26 protein-coding genes are annotated in these 14,219 nt (G+C 59.0%); all 26 read left to right on the top strand.

Annotated features, from left to right (window positions below):
- Positions 1 to 7 precede the first annotated feature (7 nt).
- The 26 genes from rpsS to dsbD all read left to right on the top strand — a co-directional run bounded on the left by rpsS (position 8) and on the right by dsbD (position 14,159).
- Positions 8 to 283, top strand: coding sequence for a 30S ribosomal protein S19 (gene rpsS, locus OKW43_RS12095; RefSeq protein WP_027199083.1), 276 nt, complete (start codon positions 8 to 10; stop codon positions 281 to 283).
- Between the two features lie 12 nt (positions 284 to 295).
- Complete coding sequence (gene rplV / locus OKW43_RS12090; protein WP_004199272.1) at positions 296 to 625, top strand: 50S ribosomal protein L22; 330 nt, start codon at positions 296 to 298, stop codon at positions 623 to 625.
- Positions 626 to 636: 11 nt separating this feature from the next.
- Positions 637 to 1,434, top strand: a complete 798-nt coding sequence (gene rpsC, locus OKW43_RS12085; protein WP_074766158.1) for a 30S ribosomal protein S3 — start codon at positions 637 to 639, stop codon at positions 1,432 to 1,434.
- Between the two features lie 2 nt (positions 1,435 to 1,436).
- Positions 1,437 to 1,853: a 50S ribosomal protein L16 gene (rplP, locus tag OKW43_RS12080; RefSeq protein WP_187636114.1), complete on the top strand. Its 417-nt coding sequence runs from the start codon at positions 1,437 to 1,439 to the stop codon at positions 1,851 to 1,853.
- 10 nt (positions 1,854 to 1,863) lie between these two features.
- Positions 1,864 to 2,058 (top strand): 50S ribosomal protein L29, encoded by a 195-nt coding sequence (gene rpmC, locus OKW43_RS12075; protein ID WP_007180130.1) that lies wholly within the window; start codon positions 1,864 to 1,866, stop codon positions 2,056 to 2,058.
- Positions 2,055 to 2,327 carry a 30S ribosomal protein S17 gene (gene rpsQ, locus OKW43_RS12070; protein WP_007180129.1) on the top strand — a complete coding sequence of 91 codons (273 nt, stop codon included), beginning with the start codon at positions 2,055 to 2,057 and terminating at the stop codon, positions 2,325 to 2,327. The genes rpmC and rpsQ overlap by 4 nt, the downstream gene beginning before the upstream one ends.
- Before the next feature lie 290 nt (positions 2,328 to 2,617).
- A complete protein-coding gene (gene rplN / locus OKW43_RS12065) occupies positions 2,618 to 2,986 on the top strand; it encodes a 50S ribosomal protein L14 (protein ID WP_006998478.1) in 369 nt (122 codons plus the stop codon).
- A gap of 9 nt (positions 2,987 to 2,995) precedes the next feature.
- Positions 2,996 to 3,304 carry a 50S ribosomal protein L24 gene (rplX, locus tag OKW43_RS12060; protein ID WP_187636113.1) on the top strand — a complete coding sequence of 103 codons (309 nt, stop codon included), beginning with the start codon at positions 2,996 to 2,998 and terminating at the stop codon, positions 3,302 to 3,304.
- A gap of 16 nt (positions 3,305 to 3,320) precedes the next feature.
- Positions 3,321 to 3,860 carry a 50S ribosomal protein L5 gene (gene rplE, locus OKW43_RS12055; RefSeq protein ID WP_063497537.1) on the top strand — a complete coding sequence of 180 codons (540 nt, stop codon included), beginning with the start codon at positions 3,321 to 3,323 and terminating at the stop codon, positions 3,858 to 3,860.
- A gap of 7 nt (positions 3,861 to 3,867) precedes the next feature.
- Entirely contained in the window at positions 3,868 to 4,173 is a 306-nt protein-coding gene (gene rpsN, locus OKW43_RS12050) for a 30S ribosomal protein S14 (RefSeq protein WP_090802162.1), read from the top strand.
- 14 nt (positions 4,174 to 4,187) lie between these two features.
- Positions 4,188 to 4,583 (top strand): 30S ribosomal protein S8, encoded by a 396-nt coding sequence (gene rpsH, locus OKW43_RS12045; RefSeq protein WP_027199076.1) that lies wholly within the window; start codon positions 4,188 to 4,190, stop codon positions 4,581 to 4,583.
- Positions 4,584 to 4,601: 18 nt separating this feature from the next.
- Complete coding sequence (rplF, locus tag OKW43_RS12040; protein WP_187636112.1) at positions 4,602 to 5,132, top strand: 50S ribosomal protein L6; 531 nt, start codon at positions 4,602 to 4,604, stop codon at positions 5,130 to 5,132.
- Positions 5,133 to 5,144: 12 nt separating this feature from the next.
- Positions 5,145 to 5,510, top strand: a complete 366-nt coding sequence (gene rplR, locus OKW43_RS12035; protein WP_187636111.1) for a 50S ribosomal protein L18 — start codon at positions 5,145 to 5,147, stop codon at positions 5,508 to 5,510.
- 14 nt (positions 5,511 to 5,524) lie between these two features.
- A complete protein-coding gene (rpsE, locus tag OKW43_RS12030; protein ID WP_187636110.1) occupies positions 5,525 to 6,043 on the top strand; it encodes a 30S ribosomal protein S5 in 519 nt (172 codons plus the stop codon).
- An 11-nt stretch (positions 6,044 to 6,054) separates the two neighbouring features.
- A complete protein-coding gene (gene rpmD / locus OKW43_RS12025; RefSeq protein WP_187636109.1) occupies positions 6,055 to 6,237 on the top strand; it encodes a 50S ribosomal protein L30 in 183 nt (60 codons plus the stop codon).
- A 29-nt stretch (positions 6,238 to 6,266) separates the two neighbouring features.
- Positions 6,267 to 6,701, top strand: coding sequence for a 50S ribosomal protein L15 (gene rplO, locus OKW43_RS12020; RefSeq protein WP_187636108.1), 435 nt, complete (start codon positions 6,267 to 6,269; stop codon positions 6,699 to 6,701).
- Positions 6,702 to 6,747: 46 nt separating this feature from the next.
- The gene (gene secY, locus OKW43_RS12015; protein WP_187636107.1) at positions 6,748 to 8,094 is read left to right on the top strand and encodes a preprotein translocase subunit SecY; all 1,347 of its coding nucleotides are present in this window, start codon (positions 6,748 to 6,750) and stop codon (positions 8,092 to 8,094) included.
- Positions 8,095 to 8,102: 8 nt separating this feature from the next.
- Positions 8,103 to 8,321, top strand: coding sequence for a translation initiation factor IF-1 (gene infA / locus OKW43_RS12010; protein ID WP_004521905.1), 219 nt, complete (start codon positions 8,103 to 8,105; stop codon positions 8,319 to 8,321).
- Between the two features lie 21 nt (positions 8,322 to 8,342).
- Positions 8,343 to 8,459, top strand: coding sequence for a 50S ribosomal protein L36 (rpmJ, locus tag OKW43_RS12005; RefSeq protein ID WP_004199844.1), 117 nt, complete (start codon positions 8,343 to 8,345; stop codon positions 8,457 to 8,459).
- 41 nt (positions 8,460 to 8,500) lie between these two features.
- On the top strand, positions 8,501 to 8,866 hold the full coding sequence (rpsM, locus tag OKW43_RS12000) for a 30S ribosomal protein S13 (protein ID WP_013589830.1): 366 nt from the start codon (positions 8,501 to 8,503) through the stop codon (positions 8,864 to 8,866).
- 28 nt (positions 8,867 to 8,894) lie between these two features.
- Positions 8,895 to 9,299 (top strand): 30S ribosomal protein S11, encoded by a 405-nt coding sequence (gene rpsK, locus OKW43_RS11995; RefSeq protein WP_006052224.1) that lies wholly within the window; start codon positions 8,895 to 8,897, stop codon positions 9,297 to 9,299.
- Between the two features lie 149 nt (positions 9,300 to 9,448).
- Positions 9,449 to 10,072, top strand: a complete 624-nt coding sequence (gene rpsD, locus OKW43_RS11990; RefSeq protein ID WP_187636106.1) for a 30S ribosomal protein S4 — start codon at positions 9,449 to 9,451, stop codon at positions 10,070 to 10,072.
- A gap of 124 nt (positions 10,073 to 10,196) precedes the next feature.
- Entirely contained in the window at positions 10,197 to 11,174 is a 978-nt protein-coding gene (locus OKW43_RS11985; RefSeq protein ID WP_035933032.1) for a DNA-directed RNA polymerase subunit alpha, read from the top strand.
- Positions 11,175 to 11,362: 188 nt separating this feature from the next.
- Positions 11,363 to 11,755: a 50S ribosomal protein L17 gene (rplQ, locus tag OKW43_RS11980; RefSeq protein WP_013090750.1), complete on the top strand. Its 393-nt coding sequence runs from the start codon at positions 11,363 to 11,365 to the stop codon at positions 11,753 to 11,755.
- A 189-nt stretch (positions 11,756 to 11,944) separates the two neighbouring features.
- Positions 11,945 to 12,277: a divalent-cation tolerance protein CutA gene (cutA, locus tag OKW43_RS11975; protein WP_429447567.1), complete on the top strand. Its 333-nt coding sequence runs from the start codon at positions 11,945 to 11,947 to the stop codon at positions 12,275 to 12,277.
- Entirely contained in the window at positions 12,270 to 14,159 is a 1,890-nt protein-coding gene (gene dsbD, locus OKW43_RS11970; protein ID WP_429447565.1) for a protein-disulfide reductase DsbD, read from the top strand. The genes cutA and dsbD overlap by 8 nt, the downstream gene beginning before the upstream one ends.
- Positions 14,160 to 14,219 lie beyond the last annotated feature (60 nt).

Raw genomic sequence — 14,219 nt, 5'->3', positions numbered from 1 at the left:
GTAGGCAATGGCACGTTCTATTAAGAAAGGTCCGTTCTGCGACGCCCATTTGCTGAAGAAGGTTGAGGCGGCTGCAGCATCGCGTGACAAGAAACCGATCAAGACCTGGTCGCGTCGCTCGACGATCTTGCCGGACTTCATCGGTCTGACAATCGCGGTTCACAACGGCCGTCAACACGTTCCGGTGTATGTCACGGAAAACATGGTCGGCCACAAGCTTGGCGAGTTCGCACTGACCCGGACGTTCAAGGGTCACGCGGCCGACAAGAAGGCCAGGAAATAAGGGGCAATCAAGATGGAAGTGAAAGCAATTCATCGCGGTGCCCGCATCTCGGCGCAGAAAACGCGCCTTGTGGCTGACCAGATCCGCGGTTTGCCGGTCGACAAGGCGTTGAACGTTCTGACGTTTTCGCCGAAGAAGGCTGCGGGAATCGTGAAAAAGGTCGTGCTGTCGGCGATCGCGAATGCGGAGCACAACGAAGGCGCCGATATCGACGAGCTCAAGATCAAGAGCATCTACGTCGACAAGGCAGCGTCGCTGAAGCGTTTTACCGCGCGCGCTAAAGGCCGCGGTAACCGCATCGAGAAGCAATCCTGTCACATCACTGTGACGGTCGGGAATTAAGGGGTCATACGATGGGACAGAAAATTCATCCGACTGGCTTCCGTTTGGCCGTCAGCCGCAATTGGGCTTCGCGTTGGTACGCGAACAACAACAATTTCGCGGCGATGTTGCAGGAAGACATCGGTGTTCGTGAATACCTGAAGAAGAAGCTGAAGAACGCGTCCGTCGGCCGCGTGGTGATCGAGCGTCCTGCAAAGAACGCACGAATCACGATTTTCAGCTCGCGCCCGGGTGTCGTGATCGGCAAGAAGGGTGAAGACATCGAACTGCTGAAGTCCGAGCTGCAAAAGCGCATGGGCGTCCCGGTTCACGTCAACATTGAAGAAATCCGCAAGCCGGAAACCGACGCGCAACTGATCGCTGATTCGATCACGCAACAGCTCGAGCGCCGGATCATGTTCCGTCGCGCGATGAAGCGCGCGATGCAGAACGCGATGCGTCTGGGTGCTCAAGGCATCAAGATCATGAGCGCTGGCCGTCTGAACGGTATCGAAATCGCCCGTACGGAATGGTATCGCGAAGGTCGCGTGCCGCTTCATACGCTGCGTGCAGATATCGACTACGCAACGTCGGAAGCAAAGACGACGTACGGCATCATCGGCGTAAAGGTGTGGGTCTACAAGGGCGACACGCTCGGCCGTAATGACGCACCGGTGGTCGAAGAAGTCGCCGAAGAAAAGCGTCCGCGCCGCAACGCACGTCCGGGTGGCGATCGCCGTCCGCGTCGTGATGGTGAAGGTGGTGGCCCGGCAGGTGCACGCCGTGGCGCTCCTCGTCGTGCCGGCGGCGACGGGAAGACTGGAGAATAACGATGCTGCAACCGAAACGCAGAAAATATCGCAAAGAGCAGAAAGGTCGTAACACCGGCGTTGCTACCCGCGGCAACGCGGTGTCGTTTGGTGAGTTCGGCCTGAAGGCTGTCGGTCGCGGTCGTCTGACCGCGCGCCAGATTGAGGCGGCGCGTCGTGCAATGACGCGTCACATCAAGCGCGGTGGCCGCATCTGGATCCGAATCTTCCCGGACAAGCCGATCTCGACCAAGCCAGCTGAAGTGCGTATGGGTAACGGTAAGGGTAACCCGGAGTACTACGTCGCTGAGATTCAACCGGGCAAGATGCTGTACGAAATGGACGGCGTAACCGAAGAACTGGCGCGCCAAGCGTTCCGTCTGGCTGCAGCGAAGCTGCCGCTGAAGACGACGTTTATCGTGCGTCAGCTCGGCGCCTAAGGAGCAAATGATGAAGGCTTCCGAACTTCACCAGAAAGATCAGGCCGCGCTCAACAAGGAGCTGTCGGACCTGTTGAAGGCGCAATTCGGCCTGCGCATGCAACTTGCGACCCAGCAGCTCACGAACACGAGTCAGCTGAAGAAGGTCCGTCGCGACATCGCACGTGTGCGGACCGTCCTGACTGAGAAGGCGAACCAGAAATGAACGATAGCGTAAAAACCTCGCTCAAGCGGACGCTGGTCGGCAAGGTCGTCAGCAACAAGATGGACAAGACGGTTACCGTGCTGGTCGAGCACCGCGTGAAACACCCGATCTACGGCAAGTACGTCGTGCGTTCCAAGAAGTATCACGCGCATGACGACGCGAACACGTACAACGAAGGTGACCTCGTTGAAATCCAGGAAACTCGTCCAATTTCGAAGACGAAGGCTTGGGTTGTGGCTCGCCTAGTCGAGGCGGCTCGCGTCATCTAATGTCGCAAGGCTGTAGAAGTAGTTGAAGTCGCAGTAAGTTTCGCTTGCAAGGCCGGGATTATTTGATATAATCTCGGTCTTCCCTCTTTATGGGAGCCCCGTCGCGGGCGAAGTTGGTGGGGGAAGCGGTTCGGGCACCAGCCTGTGCCGAAGGATTCACCGGATTGCGATGGCGGGTTTCGTTTGCCGTCGCTGCTGTTCTAACCCAAGCAGCCGATCGGCTGACGGGACCAAGACTGACCGGGAGGCACCATGGTGGTGTGACCGGATTAAGTTGGGAAAGATAAACCATGATCCAGACCGAAACTCGGCTTGAAGTGGCCGATAACACAGGTGCACGTGAAGTCATGTGCATCAAGGTGCTCGGCGGCTCGAAGCGTCGTTATGCCAGCATTGGCGACATCATCAAGGTGACTGTCAAAGAGGCAACGCCGCGCGGGCGCGTGAAGAAAGGCGAAATTTACAACGCCGTGGTGGTTCGCACCGCCAAGGGCGTGCGCCGTCAGGACGGCTCGCTGATCAAGTTCGACGGTAACGCAGCGGTGTTGCTCAATACCAAGCTCGAACCGATCGGTACCCGTATTTTTGGGCCTGTCACGCGCGAGTTGCGTAGCGAACGATTTATGAAGATCGTTTCGCTGGCGCCTGAAGTGCTGTAAGGAGTCGCGATGAACAAGATGCGCAAGGGTGACGAAGTTATCGTCATCACCGGCAAAGATAAGGGCAAGCGTGGCGTTGTGCTGGCTGTTCACGGCGAGACCGTGACTGTCGAGGGCATCAATCTCGTCAAGAAACACGTCAAGCCGAACCCGATGAAGGGAACGACGGGCGGCGTGGAAGCCAAGACGATGCCGTTGCAAATTTCGAACGTCGCATTGGTCGACGCGAATGGCAAGCCATCGCGTGTAGGCATCAAGGTCGAAGGAGACAAGAAGGTCCGTTTCCTGAAGACGACCGGTGCCGTGCTAAGCGCCTGACGCTGCGGAGTAAAAAATGGCTCGTTTGCAAGAGTTTTACAAAGAGAAGGTTGTACCCGGCCTCATCGAGAAGTTCGGTTACAAGTCCGTTATGGAAGTGCCGCGCATCACCAAGATCACCCTGAACATGGGCCTTGGCGAAGCCGTCGCCGACAAGAAGATCATCGAAAACGCCGTTGGCGATCTGACGAAGATTGCAGGTCAAAAGCCGGTGATCACGAAGGCACGCAAGGCAATCGCTGGCTTCAAGATCCGTCAGGGCTATCCGATCGGTGCAATGGTCACGCTGCGTGGTCAGGCAATGTACGAATTCCTCGACCGTTTCGTGACGGTTGCGCTCCCTCGTGTACGCGACTTCCGTGGCGTGTCGGGCAGGGCGTTCGACGGTCGCGGCAACTACAACATCGGTGTGAAAGAGCAGATCATTTTCCCCGAAATCGACTACGACAAGATCGACGCACTGCGTGGGCTGAACATCAGCATCACGACGACTGCGAAGACTGACGACGAAGCAAAGGCTCTGCTCGCCGGCTTCAAGTTCCCGTTCAGAAACTGAGGTTACCGTGGCTAAACTGGCACTGATCGAACGTGAAAAGAAGCGTGCTCGCCTCGCCGCCAAGTACGCTCCCAAGCGTGCTGCACTTAAGGCAATCATAGGCGACACGAGCAAGTCGGAAGAAGAGCATTACGCAGCACGTCTGGAACTGCAGCAACTGCCGCGTAACTCTAACCCGACCCGTAAGCGCAATCGTTGCGCAATTACCGGTCGTCCGCGCGGCACGTTCCGTAAATTCGGTCTGGCGCGTAACAAGATTCGTGAAATCGCGTTCCGCGGCGAGATTCCTGGCCTGACCAAGGCGAGCTGGTAATAGGAGAAACATAAATGAGCATGAGTGATCCTATCGCCGATATGCTGACTCGCATCCGCAATGCGCAGATGGTCGAGAAGGTTTCGGTGACTATGCCCTCGTCAAAAGTCAAGATTGCGATTGCGCAGGTCCTGAAGGACGAAGGCTATATCGACGATTTCGCAGTGAAGTCCGAAGGTGCGAAGTCGGAATTGAATATCGTGTTGAAGTATTACGCTGGCCGCCCGGTCATCGAGCGCATCGAACGCGTGTCGAAACCCGGCCTGCGTGTGTACCGCGGCCGTAACGACATCCCCGTGGTCATGAATGGCTTGGGCGTGGCGATCGTGTCGACGCCGAAGGGTGTGATGACGGACCGCAAGGCACGTGCAACGGGCGTTGGCGGCGAAGTCATCTGCTACGTCGCTTAAGGCCGAAAGGAGAGAAACATGTCTCGAGTAGGTAAGAGCCCGATCGCGCTGCAAGGCGCGGAAGTGGCCCTGAGCGCCGACAGTATTACTGTCAAGGGTCCGCTGGGTACGATTTCGCAGGTTGCCAACAGCCTCGTGAAGGTGGTAAACGACAACGGCACGCTGAAGTTCGAGCCGGTCGATGAAAGCCGCGAGGCGAATGCGATGTCGGGCACGATGCGCGCACTGGTTGCGAACATGGTGCATGGCGTGACGAAGGGTTTCGAGCGCAGGCTGACGCTTGTTGGCGTCGGTTATCGCGCACAGGCGCAAGGCGACAAGCTGAACCTGTCGCTGGGTTTCTCGCACCCGGTGGTGCACCAGATGCCGGCTGGCGTCAAGGCAGAAACTCCGTCGCAAACCGAAATCGTGATCAAGGGGATCAACAAGCAACAAGTCGGTCAAGTCGCTGCAGAAGTGCGCGGCTACCGTCCGCCGGAGCCCTATAAGGGCAAGGGCGTGCGTTACGCCGATGAGGTTGTGATCCTCAAAGAAACGAAGAAGAAGTAAGGGTGCGCAATCATGGATAAGACTCAATCTCGCCTGCGCCGCGCTCGTCAGACGCGTATCAAGATCTCTGAACTGCAGGTCGCGCGTCTCGCCGTGCACCGCACGAACACGCACATCTATGCGCAAGTGTTCTCGCCGTGCGGCACCAAGGTGCTTGCCAGTGCGTCGACGCTCGAAGCCGAAGTGCGTGCGCAACTGGCCGATCAGTCAGGCAAGGGCGGCAATGTTGCCGCTGCGACTCTGATCGGCAAGCGCATTGCAGAAAAGGCAAAGGCAGCCGGCATCGAATCCGTCGCCTTCGATCGTTCGGGTTTTCGTTACCACGGCCGCGTGAAAGCGCTGGCTGATGCGGCGCGCGAAGCCGGACTCAAGTTCTAAGGGGAGAATTCGTCATGGCAAAGATGCAAGCTAAAGTTCAGGCTGACGAACGCGACGACGGCCTTCGTGAAAAGATGATCTCGGTCAACCGCGTGACCAAGGTCGTGAAGGGTGGCCGTATCCTCGGCTTCGCCGCACTGACCGTGGTTGGCGACGGTGATGGCCGCGTCGGTATGGGCAAGGGCAAGGCGAAGGAAGTGCCTGTCGCTGTCCAAAAGGCGATGGAACAGGCTCGCCGCAACATGTTCAAGGTGCCGCTGAAGAACGGTACCCTGCAACACGAAGTGCACGGTAAGCACGGCGCATCGACGGTTCTCCTTGCTCCGGCGAAGGACGGTACCGGCGTGATCGCTGGCGGCCCGATGCGCGCTGTGTTCGACGTGATGGGCGTGCAGAACGTCGTGGCCAAGAGCCACGGTTCGACGAACCCGTACAACCTTGTTCGTGCGACGCTCGACGGTCTGCGCAAGCAGTCCACGCCGGCCGATATCGCTGGGAAGCGTGGCAAGTCCGTCGAAGAAATTCTGGGCTAAAGGTGGACACCATGTCTGATAAAACTGTCAAGGTCCAGCTCGTCAAGAGCCTGATCGGCACCCGTGAATCGCACCGCGCAACGGTGCGTGGTCTGGGTCTGCGCCGACTCAACTCGGTTAGCGAGTTGGAGGACACGCCGGCTGTGCGCGGCATGATCAACAAGGTTTCGTACCTCGTTAAGGTCATCAGCTAAGCGGCTGACCGGGACTCAAGGAGTTGATAATGGAATTGAATAACCTGAAGCCGGCTGAAGGCGCGAAGCACGCAAAGCGTCGCGTTGGTCGCGGCATCGGCTCCGGCCTCGGCAAGACTGCTGGCCGTGGTCACAAGGGTCAGAAGTCGCGGTCGGGCGGCTTTCACAAGGTTGGCTTCGAAGGCGGTCAAATGCCACTGCAACGCCGCCTGCCGAAGCGCGGCTTCACCTCGCTGACGAAGGAATTCGTCGGTGAAGTGCGTCTCTCGGATCTCGAGAAGCTGCCGGTCGACGAAATCGATCTGCTGGCTCTCAAGCAAGCCGGCTTGGTCGGCGAGCTGATCCGTAGCGCCAAGATCATCGCGACGGGCGAGCTGAAACGCAAGGTCGTTGTAAAGGGTCTGGGTGCGACGAAGAACGCACGCGCTGCCATCGAAGCAACCGGTGGCTCTTTTGCCGAGTAACGCGCAAGTTATTTGCCGTCACTAGCATTTGCATCGGAGAACGTACTTGGCTAACAGCCCGAGTCTCGCAAAACCCGGTCGCAGCGCGGCGAAGTTCGGCGATCTGCGTCGGCGAGCAGTGTTTCTGCTGCTGGCGCTGGTCGTCTACCGTATCGGCGCGCATATTCCGGTGCCGGGTATCGACCCGGACCAACTGGCGAAGTTGTTCCAAAGCCAGTCGGGCGGCATCCTTGGCATGTTCAACATGTTCTCGGGCGGCGCACTTTCGCGGTTCACGATTTTCGCGCTAGGGATCATGCCCTACATTTCGGCTTCGATCATCATGCAGTTGCTGGCGATTGTGTCGCCGCAGCTCGAAGCGCTGAAAAAGGAAGGGCAGGCAGGTCAGCGGAAGATTACGCAGTACACGCGCGTCTTCACGGTTGTGCTGGCGACCTTCCAGGCGTTCGGTATTGCCGTCGCGCTGGAAAATCAGCCGGGCCTCGTGATTGATCCGGGGATGGTGTTCCGGTTGACGACGGTCGTGACGCTGGTGACCGGCACGATGTTCCTGATGTGGCTGGGTGAGCAGATCACGGAACGCGGGCTTGGCAACGGTATCTCGATTATCATTTTCGGCGGTATTGCGGCGGGTTTCCCGAACGCAATTGGTGGTCTCTTTGAACTGGTGCGAACCGGCTCGATGAGCATCATCTCGGCGATTATCGTCGTCGCGCTGATTGCTGCTGTGACGTATCTGGTGGTGTTCATCGAACGCGGCCAGCGCAAGATTCTTGTGAATTACGCAAAACGGCAGGTTGGCAACAAGATTTACGGCGGCCAGTCTTCGCATTTGCCGCTGAAGCTGAACATGTCGGGTGTGATTCCGCCGATCTTCGCATCGTCGATCATTCTCTTCCCGGCAACTATCCTGAACTGGTTCAGTTCGGGTTCGCGTACCAGCTGGTTCGCAGACGCGTTGCACAACGTGGCCGAAGCCCTGAAGCCCGGTCAACCCGTGTACGTGTTGCTGTACGCATTGGCGATCGTCTTCTTCTGCTTCTTCTACACCGCACTGGTGTTCAACAGCAGGGAAACGGCCGACAACCTGAAAAAGAGTGGCGCTTTCGTCCCTGGCATCCGCCCGGGCGATCAGACGGCGCGATATATCGACCGTATCCTCACGCGTCTGACGCTCGCCGGTGCGATCTACATCGTGTTCGTTTGTCTGCTGCCCGAATTTCTGGTGCTGCGCTGGAACGTGCCGTTTTATTTTGGTGGAACGTCGCTGCTGATCATTGTTGTCGTCACAATGGATTTCATGGCGCAGGTGCAGTCGTACGTTATGTCGCAACAGTATGAATCGCTGCTGAAGAAAGCTAATTTCAAAGGCGGCGGCGTCCCGATGCGTTGAAAGGACTTATGGCCAAAGACGATGTTATCCAGATGCAGGGTGAAGTAATCGAGAACCTGCCTAATGCTACCTTCAGGGTGAAGCTGGAAAACGGCCATGTCGTGTTGGGACACATATCCGGCAAGATGCGGATGCACTACATCCGGATTCTGCCGGGCGACAAGGTGACGGTTGAATTGACGCCTTACGATCTGTCGCGTGCGCGGATCGTCTTCCGGGCGAAGTGATTTGAAAAAAAGGGTAATATCATGAAAGTGATGGCATCGGTTAAGCGCATTTGCCGCAATTGCAAGATCATCAAGCGCAAAGGCGTTGTGCGCGTGATTTGCAGCTCTGATCCGCGCCACAAACAGCGTCAAGGCTGAACGCCGCGCTTTTGCTTGCGCTTTTTGTTTGAGGAAAAACAATGGCTCGTATCGCAGGGGTTAACATCCCGAATCACCAGCACACTGAAATCGGCTTGACGGCTATTTACGGTGTCGGTCGCACGCGCTCTCGCGACATTTGCGTCGCTGCTGGTGTGGCATTTTCGAAGAAGGTCAAAGACCTGACTGACGCAGACCTCGAAAAGCTGCGTGAAGAAGTCGGCAAGTTCATCGTTGAAGGCGATCTGCGCCGTGAAACGACGATGAACATCAAGCGCCTGATGGATCTCGGCTGCTATCGTGGCGTGCGGCATCGTAAGGGGCTCCCTCTGCGCGGCCAGCGTACGCGTACGAATGCCCGTACGCGCAAGGGTCCGCGTCGTGCAGCGCAATCGCTGAAGAAGTAAGCGGAACTGACAGTTACAGGAAAACGTAATGGCTAAGGCTTCGAACAACTCCGCGGCGCAACGCGTTCGCAAGAAGGTCAAGAAGAACGTCGCCGAGGGCGTGGTTCACGTTCACGCGTCGTTCAACAACACCATCATCACGATCACCGACCGTCAAGGCAACGCGCTTGCTTGGGCAACGTCGGGTGGCCAGGGCTTCAAGGGTTCGCGTAAGTCGACCCCGTTTGCAGCTCAGGTTGCAGCCGAATCGGCTGGCCGCGTGGCGATGGAATACGGCGTAAAGAACCTCGAAGTGCGGATCAAGGGCCCCGGTCCTGGCCGTGAATCGGCGGTGCGCGCGTTGCATGGTCTGGGTATCAAGATCACCGCGATCTCTGACGTGACGCCGGTCCCGCACAACGGCTGCCGTCCGCCGAAGCGTCGTCGTATCTAAGACGCTGGTTTCGCGAGCGCGCCTGTTGCCGCCTTGCGCGGCGGCGGGCTGCGCGCGTTATTGAATTGACTAAGCCCACCGTTCGACCCAAAGGGTTCGGACTAGCGCGAGTGGAAGCATTCGCGTGACAAATCACAGAAGGAATCAACGTGGCACGTTATATCGGCCCCAAGGCCAAGCTGTCCCGCCGTGAAGGCACTGACCTCTTCCTGAAAAGCGCCCGCCGCTCGCTCGCTGACAAGTGCAAGCTTGACAGCAAGCCGGGCCAGCACGGCCGCATCTCGGGTGCACGTACGTCCGACTATGGTACGCAGCTGCGCGAGAAACAAAAGGTGAAGCGTATCTACGGTGTCCTCGAGCGCCAGTTCCGTCGCTACTTCGCTGAAGCGGACCGTCTGAAGGGCAACACGGGCGAAAACCTGCTGCAGCTGCTGGAGTCACGTCTGGACAACGTCGTGTATCGCATGGGCTTCGGCTCGACGCGCGCGGAAGCACGTCAGCTTGTGGGCCACAAGGCGATCACGGTGAACGGCGTTGTGACGAACATCCCGTCAATGCAAGTGAAGGCCGGCGACGTCGTCGCCGTGCGCGAACAGAAGCGCAAGCAGGCTCGTATCGTCGAAGCCCTGTCGCTCGCCGAACAAGGCGGCATGCCGAGCTGGGTTGCGGTCGACGCGAAGAAGTTCGAAGGTACCTTCAAGCAGAAGCCGGAACGCAGCGACATCGCTGGCGACATCAACGAAAGCCTGATCGTCGAATTGTATTCGCGGTAATCGGATTGACGGCCGGGGCACCCCGATTGCGTTACGCAAGGGGGCGTCTCGGCTGTTTATTTTCAGGTTGTGACCGGTCAGCCTTATCGGTGTAACGAGCCGAGGGTATTGAAAAGGAAAACCTATGCAAACCAGTTTGTTGAAGCCCAAGATCATCGCAGTTGAATCGCTTGGCGAAAGCCACGCGAAAGTGGTCATGGAACCGTTTGAACGCGGTTATGGCCACACCTTGGGTAACGCGCTTCGGCGCGTGCTGTTGTCATCGATGGTCGGTTATGCGCCGACCGAAGTGACGATCGCAGGCGTCGTGCATGAGTATTCGACGCTCGACGGTGTGCAAGAGGATGTGGTCAACCTGTTGTTGAACCTGAAGGGCGTCGTCTTCAAGCTGCATAACCGTGACGAAGTGACGGTTACGCTGCGCAAGGAAGGCGAAGGCGTGGTCACCGCCGGTGATATCGAACTCGCACACGATTGCGAAGTCATCAACCCGGATCACGTGATTGCGCATCTGTCGAAGGGCGGCAAGCTCGACGTGCAGATCAAGGTCGAAAAGGGCCGCGGCTATGTGCCGGGCAATGTGCGTCGTTACGGTGAAGACTCGGCCAAGATCATCGGCCGGATCGTGCTGGACGCGTCGTTTTCGCCGGTTCGTCGCGTGAGCTACGCGGTCGAAAGCGCTCGCGTTGAGCAGCGCACCGACCTTGACAAGCTCGTGATGAACATCGAAACCAACGGTGTGATCTCGCCGGAAGAAGCGATCCGTCAATCGGCGCGCATTCTGGTCGATCAGCTGTCGGTGTTCGCGGCGCTGGAAGGTACCGAAGCAGCGGCGGAAGCGCCGTCGCGCGCACCGCAGATCGATCCGATCCTGCTGCGCCCGGTCGACGATCTCGAACTGACCGTTCGCTCCGCGAACTGCCTGAAGGCCGAGAACATCTACTACATCGGCGACCTGATCCAACGCACCGAGAACGAGCTGCTCAAGACGCCGAACTTGGGCCGCAAGTCGTTGAATGAAATCAAGGAAGTTCTGGCGTCGCGTGGTCTGACGCTCGGCATGAAACTCGAAAACTGGCCGCCGGCTGGTCTCGACAAGTAAGCCGACAAGTCGTTTGGGAGTAACCTGCGAGTTGTGCTGCTGTGCTCTCTGGCAAAGACGCGGATTTTCCTTTAAAATCCGCGTCTTGTCTTTTTCACTACCGGCCCGTGCGCTCACTGTCTGCTGTCGATGCGGCAAGCGAGTGCGATAGAAGAGCTGGGCAAAAACTTTGAACTGAAGGAATCAACATGCGTCACCGTCATGGTCTGCGGAAACTGAACCGCACGAGCAGCCACCGTCTGGCAATGCTCCGTAACATGTCCAACTCGCTGATCGAGCACGAAGTCATCAAGACCACGTTGCCGAAGGCGAAGGAACTCCGTAAAGTCGTCGAGCCGCTGATCACGCTTGGCAAGAAGCCCTCGCTCGCAAACCGTCGTCTGGCGTTCAACCGCCTGCGCGATCGCGACTCGGTCACGAAGCTCTTCGACGTGCTCGGCCCGCGCTACGCAAACCGTCCGGGCGGTTACCTGCGCGTGCTGAAGTTCGGCTTCCGCGTTGGTGACAACGCGCCGATGGCACTGGTCGAACTGCTCGACCGTCCGGAAGTTGAAGAAACGGAAGTGCAAGAAGCTGAGTAAGCTTTTTTAGCTTCGACAAAGAGCCAGGCGCATCGCCTGGCTTTTGTGTTTTCGGTGACAGATTGTGTCGGTGTCGAAAGCGCCGTCTCGGTGGCCAAATGCCGCGGTCGCACCGCGTGGCGCTCTGCTAGGCAGCAGGGCCAGGTGATACGATATCAGGATCGAAACCCTGCGCCGCCGGAGCTTGGTGTGACTGTGACTGTGACCTTGGTGCTGACGACTGTGCCGGATGCGGCCGTCGCTCAAAAGCTCGCCGCTGACGCGCTCGCCGCGCGCCTTTGCGCGTGCGTCACGCAGTTGGGCAACGTGCAGTCGAGCTACCACTGGCGGGGCGCAATCGAAATCGCGCAGGAAATTCAGCTCCTGTTCAAGACCAGCGCCGCTCGCGCGCTCGAACTGGAGCGATTCATTCAGGCTCACCATCCCTACGACACGCCGGAAATCCTCTCATGGCAAGCGACGGCCTCCGCCGCCTACGGCCAACGGATCACTGCGGAAACCCAACGCCCTCTTCATGTTTAACGGTCTCGACCAGCGCGCGCGCGCTGCGCTGCGCACCGCGTTCTTTCTGCTCGGCTGCGTGGTCCTCGCCCAAGTCGCAACGCTCGCGCGCGCCGCGGACGACTTCCTCGACCCAGACGTCGCGTTTCGGTTCAGCGCGACCGAGCGGCCCGGCGAAGTCGTCGTCACCTATAAGATTTCGGAAGGCTACTACATGTACCGCGAGCGCTTCGCGTTCGCGGCCCGCAACGGCACGGCGACACTTGGCGAGCCTCAACTGCCAGGCGGTCACGTGAAGTTCGATCAGACATTCAACAAGAATGTCGAGACCTATCGCAACGAGCTGACGATTCGTATTCCGGTCAAGCAGGCTGCCGGACCGTTCGATCTTGCGGTGACGTCGCAGGGCTGCGCCGACGCCGGCATCTGCTATCCCCCGATGGAGCGCGTGTACCGCGTGAGCGGCGACGCGCTGCAGCCGGCTGGCAGCGCGGCAGCGGCCCCAACTGCCCCAACCGCGCAACAGTCCGCCCCCACTGAATACGAACTCTGGTACGAACGCGCGACCAGCGCCGACTATGCGCAGTCGCTGCTGCAGCGCGGCGGCTTCTTTGCGATCGTTGGGCTTTATTTCGTAGCGGGCGCGATCCTGAGTCTGCTGCCGTGCTCGTATCCGATGATTCCGATCCTGTCGGCGATCATCATCGGTGAGGGGGCGCGCGTCACGCGTGGGCGGGGTTTCGCGCTGTCGCTCGCGTATGTAATCGGGATGGCGCTCGTATACACGGTGCTGGGTGTCGTGGCCGCACTCGTCGGGCAGAGTCTGGGCGCATGGCTGCAAAACCCGTGGGTGCTCGGTTCGTTCGGCGGGCTTCTGACGATTTTCGCGCTGCTCCTGATCGCTGGCGTGGATATGGAACTGCCGCCGCGCTGGCGCGATCGCATGTCGAGCGCGTCAGCGGGACGCTCGGGTGGCAAATTTACCGCGGTCGCCGCGATGGGTGCGCTGTCGGCGCTGGTGGTCGGCGCCTGCATGACCGCGCCGCTGTTTGCGGTGCTCGCGTTCATCGCGCATACCGGCAATACAGTGCTCGGCGGCGCGGCGCTGTTCTCGATGGGCATCGGGCTCGGGGTGCCGCTGTTGGTCATTGGCCTCGGCGCAGGTACGCTGCTGCCGCGCGCGGGCAAGTGGATGGACAGCGTAAAAGTATTCTTTGGCGTCGTTCTGCTCGCTGCGGCGCTGTGGATCGTTTGGCCGGTGCTCGGCGGGGCGGCGTCGATGGTGTTGAGCGCCCTCTGGCTGCTCATCGCCGCGGTTGCGCTCGGCCTGTTTTCCAGGTCGGTTGCGGGCGGCTCGATATGGCACCGGCTCGGGCGGGCGGTCGGCGTCGTGATGGCGGTCTGGGCGGTCGCGCTTCTCGTTGGCCTCGCGGCGGGATCGTCAGATCCGCTGCGACCGCTGGCGGTGCTCGCGGCTCGTGCCGGCAACCAGGCGAGCATCGCGAAGAATGACTCCAGCGCGGCCGCAACGGCGTCGCAAAGCGATTTGACGTTCGCGCCGGTACGTTCAGCGGATCAACTCGATCAGGTCGTCAAAACGGCTACCCAGCCTGCCATGCTCGATTTTTACGCGGACTGGTGCGTGAGCTGCAAGGAGATGGAAAAATTCACGTTCAGCGACCCGCGCGTTCGGGCGAAGCTGAAGCAGATGAAGCTGCTGCGCGCCGACGTCACGGCGAACAATACCGACGACCAGGCGCTGCTCAAGCGCTTCAACCTGTTCGGGCCACCTGGAATTATTTTCTTCGATCAGGGCGGTAAGGAAGTGTTGCGAGTTGTCGGCTACGAATCGGCGAATAAATTTCTGCGTACCTTGGATCGGGCGAGCGCGTCCGGCGTGTAATCGAACGCCGCAGGGCCTTGCAGGGCCGCCGCGGTGCAAAGGAGCAGCATAAAAAACGGA

The organism is Paraburkholderia sp. WC7.3g, assembly GCF_050436345.1.
Classification (GTDB): Bacteria; Pseudomonadota; Gammaproteobacteria; order Burkholderiales; family Burkholderiaceae; genus Paraburkholderia; species Paraburkholderia podalyriae.
This window is presented reverse-complemented; position numbering and strand designations above follow the sequence as displayed.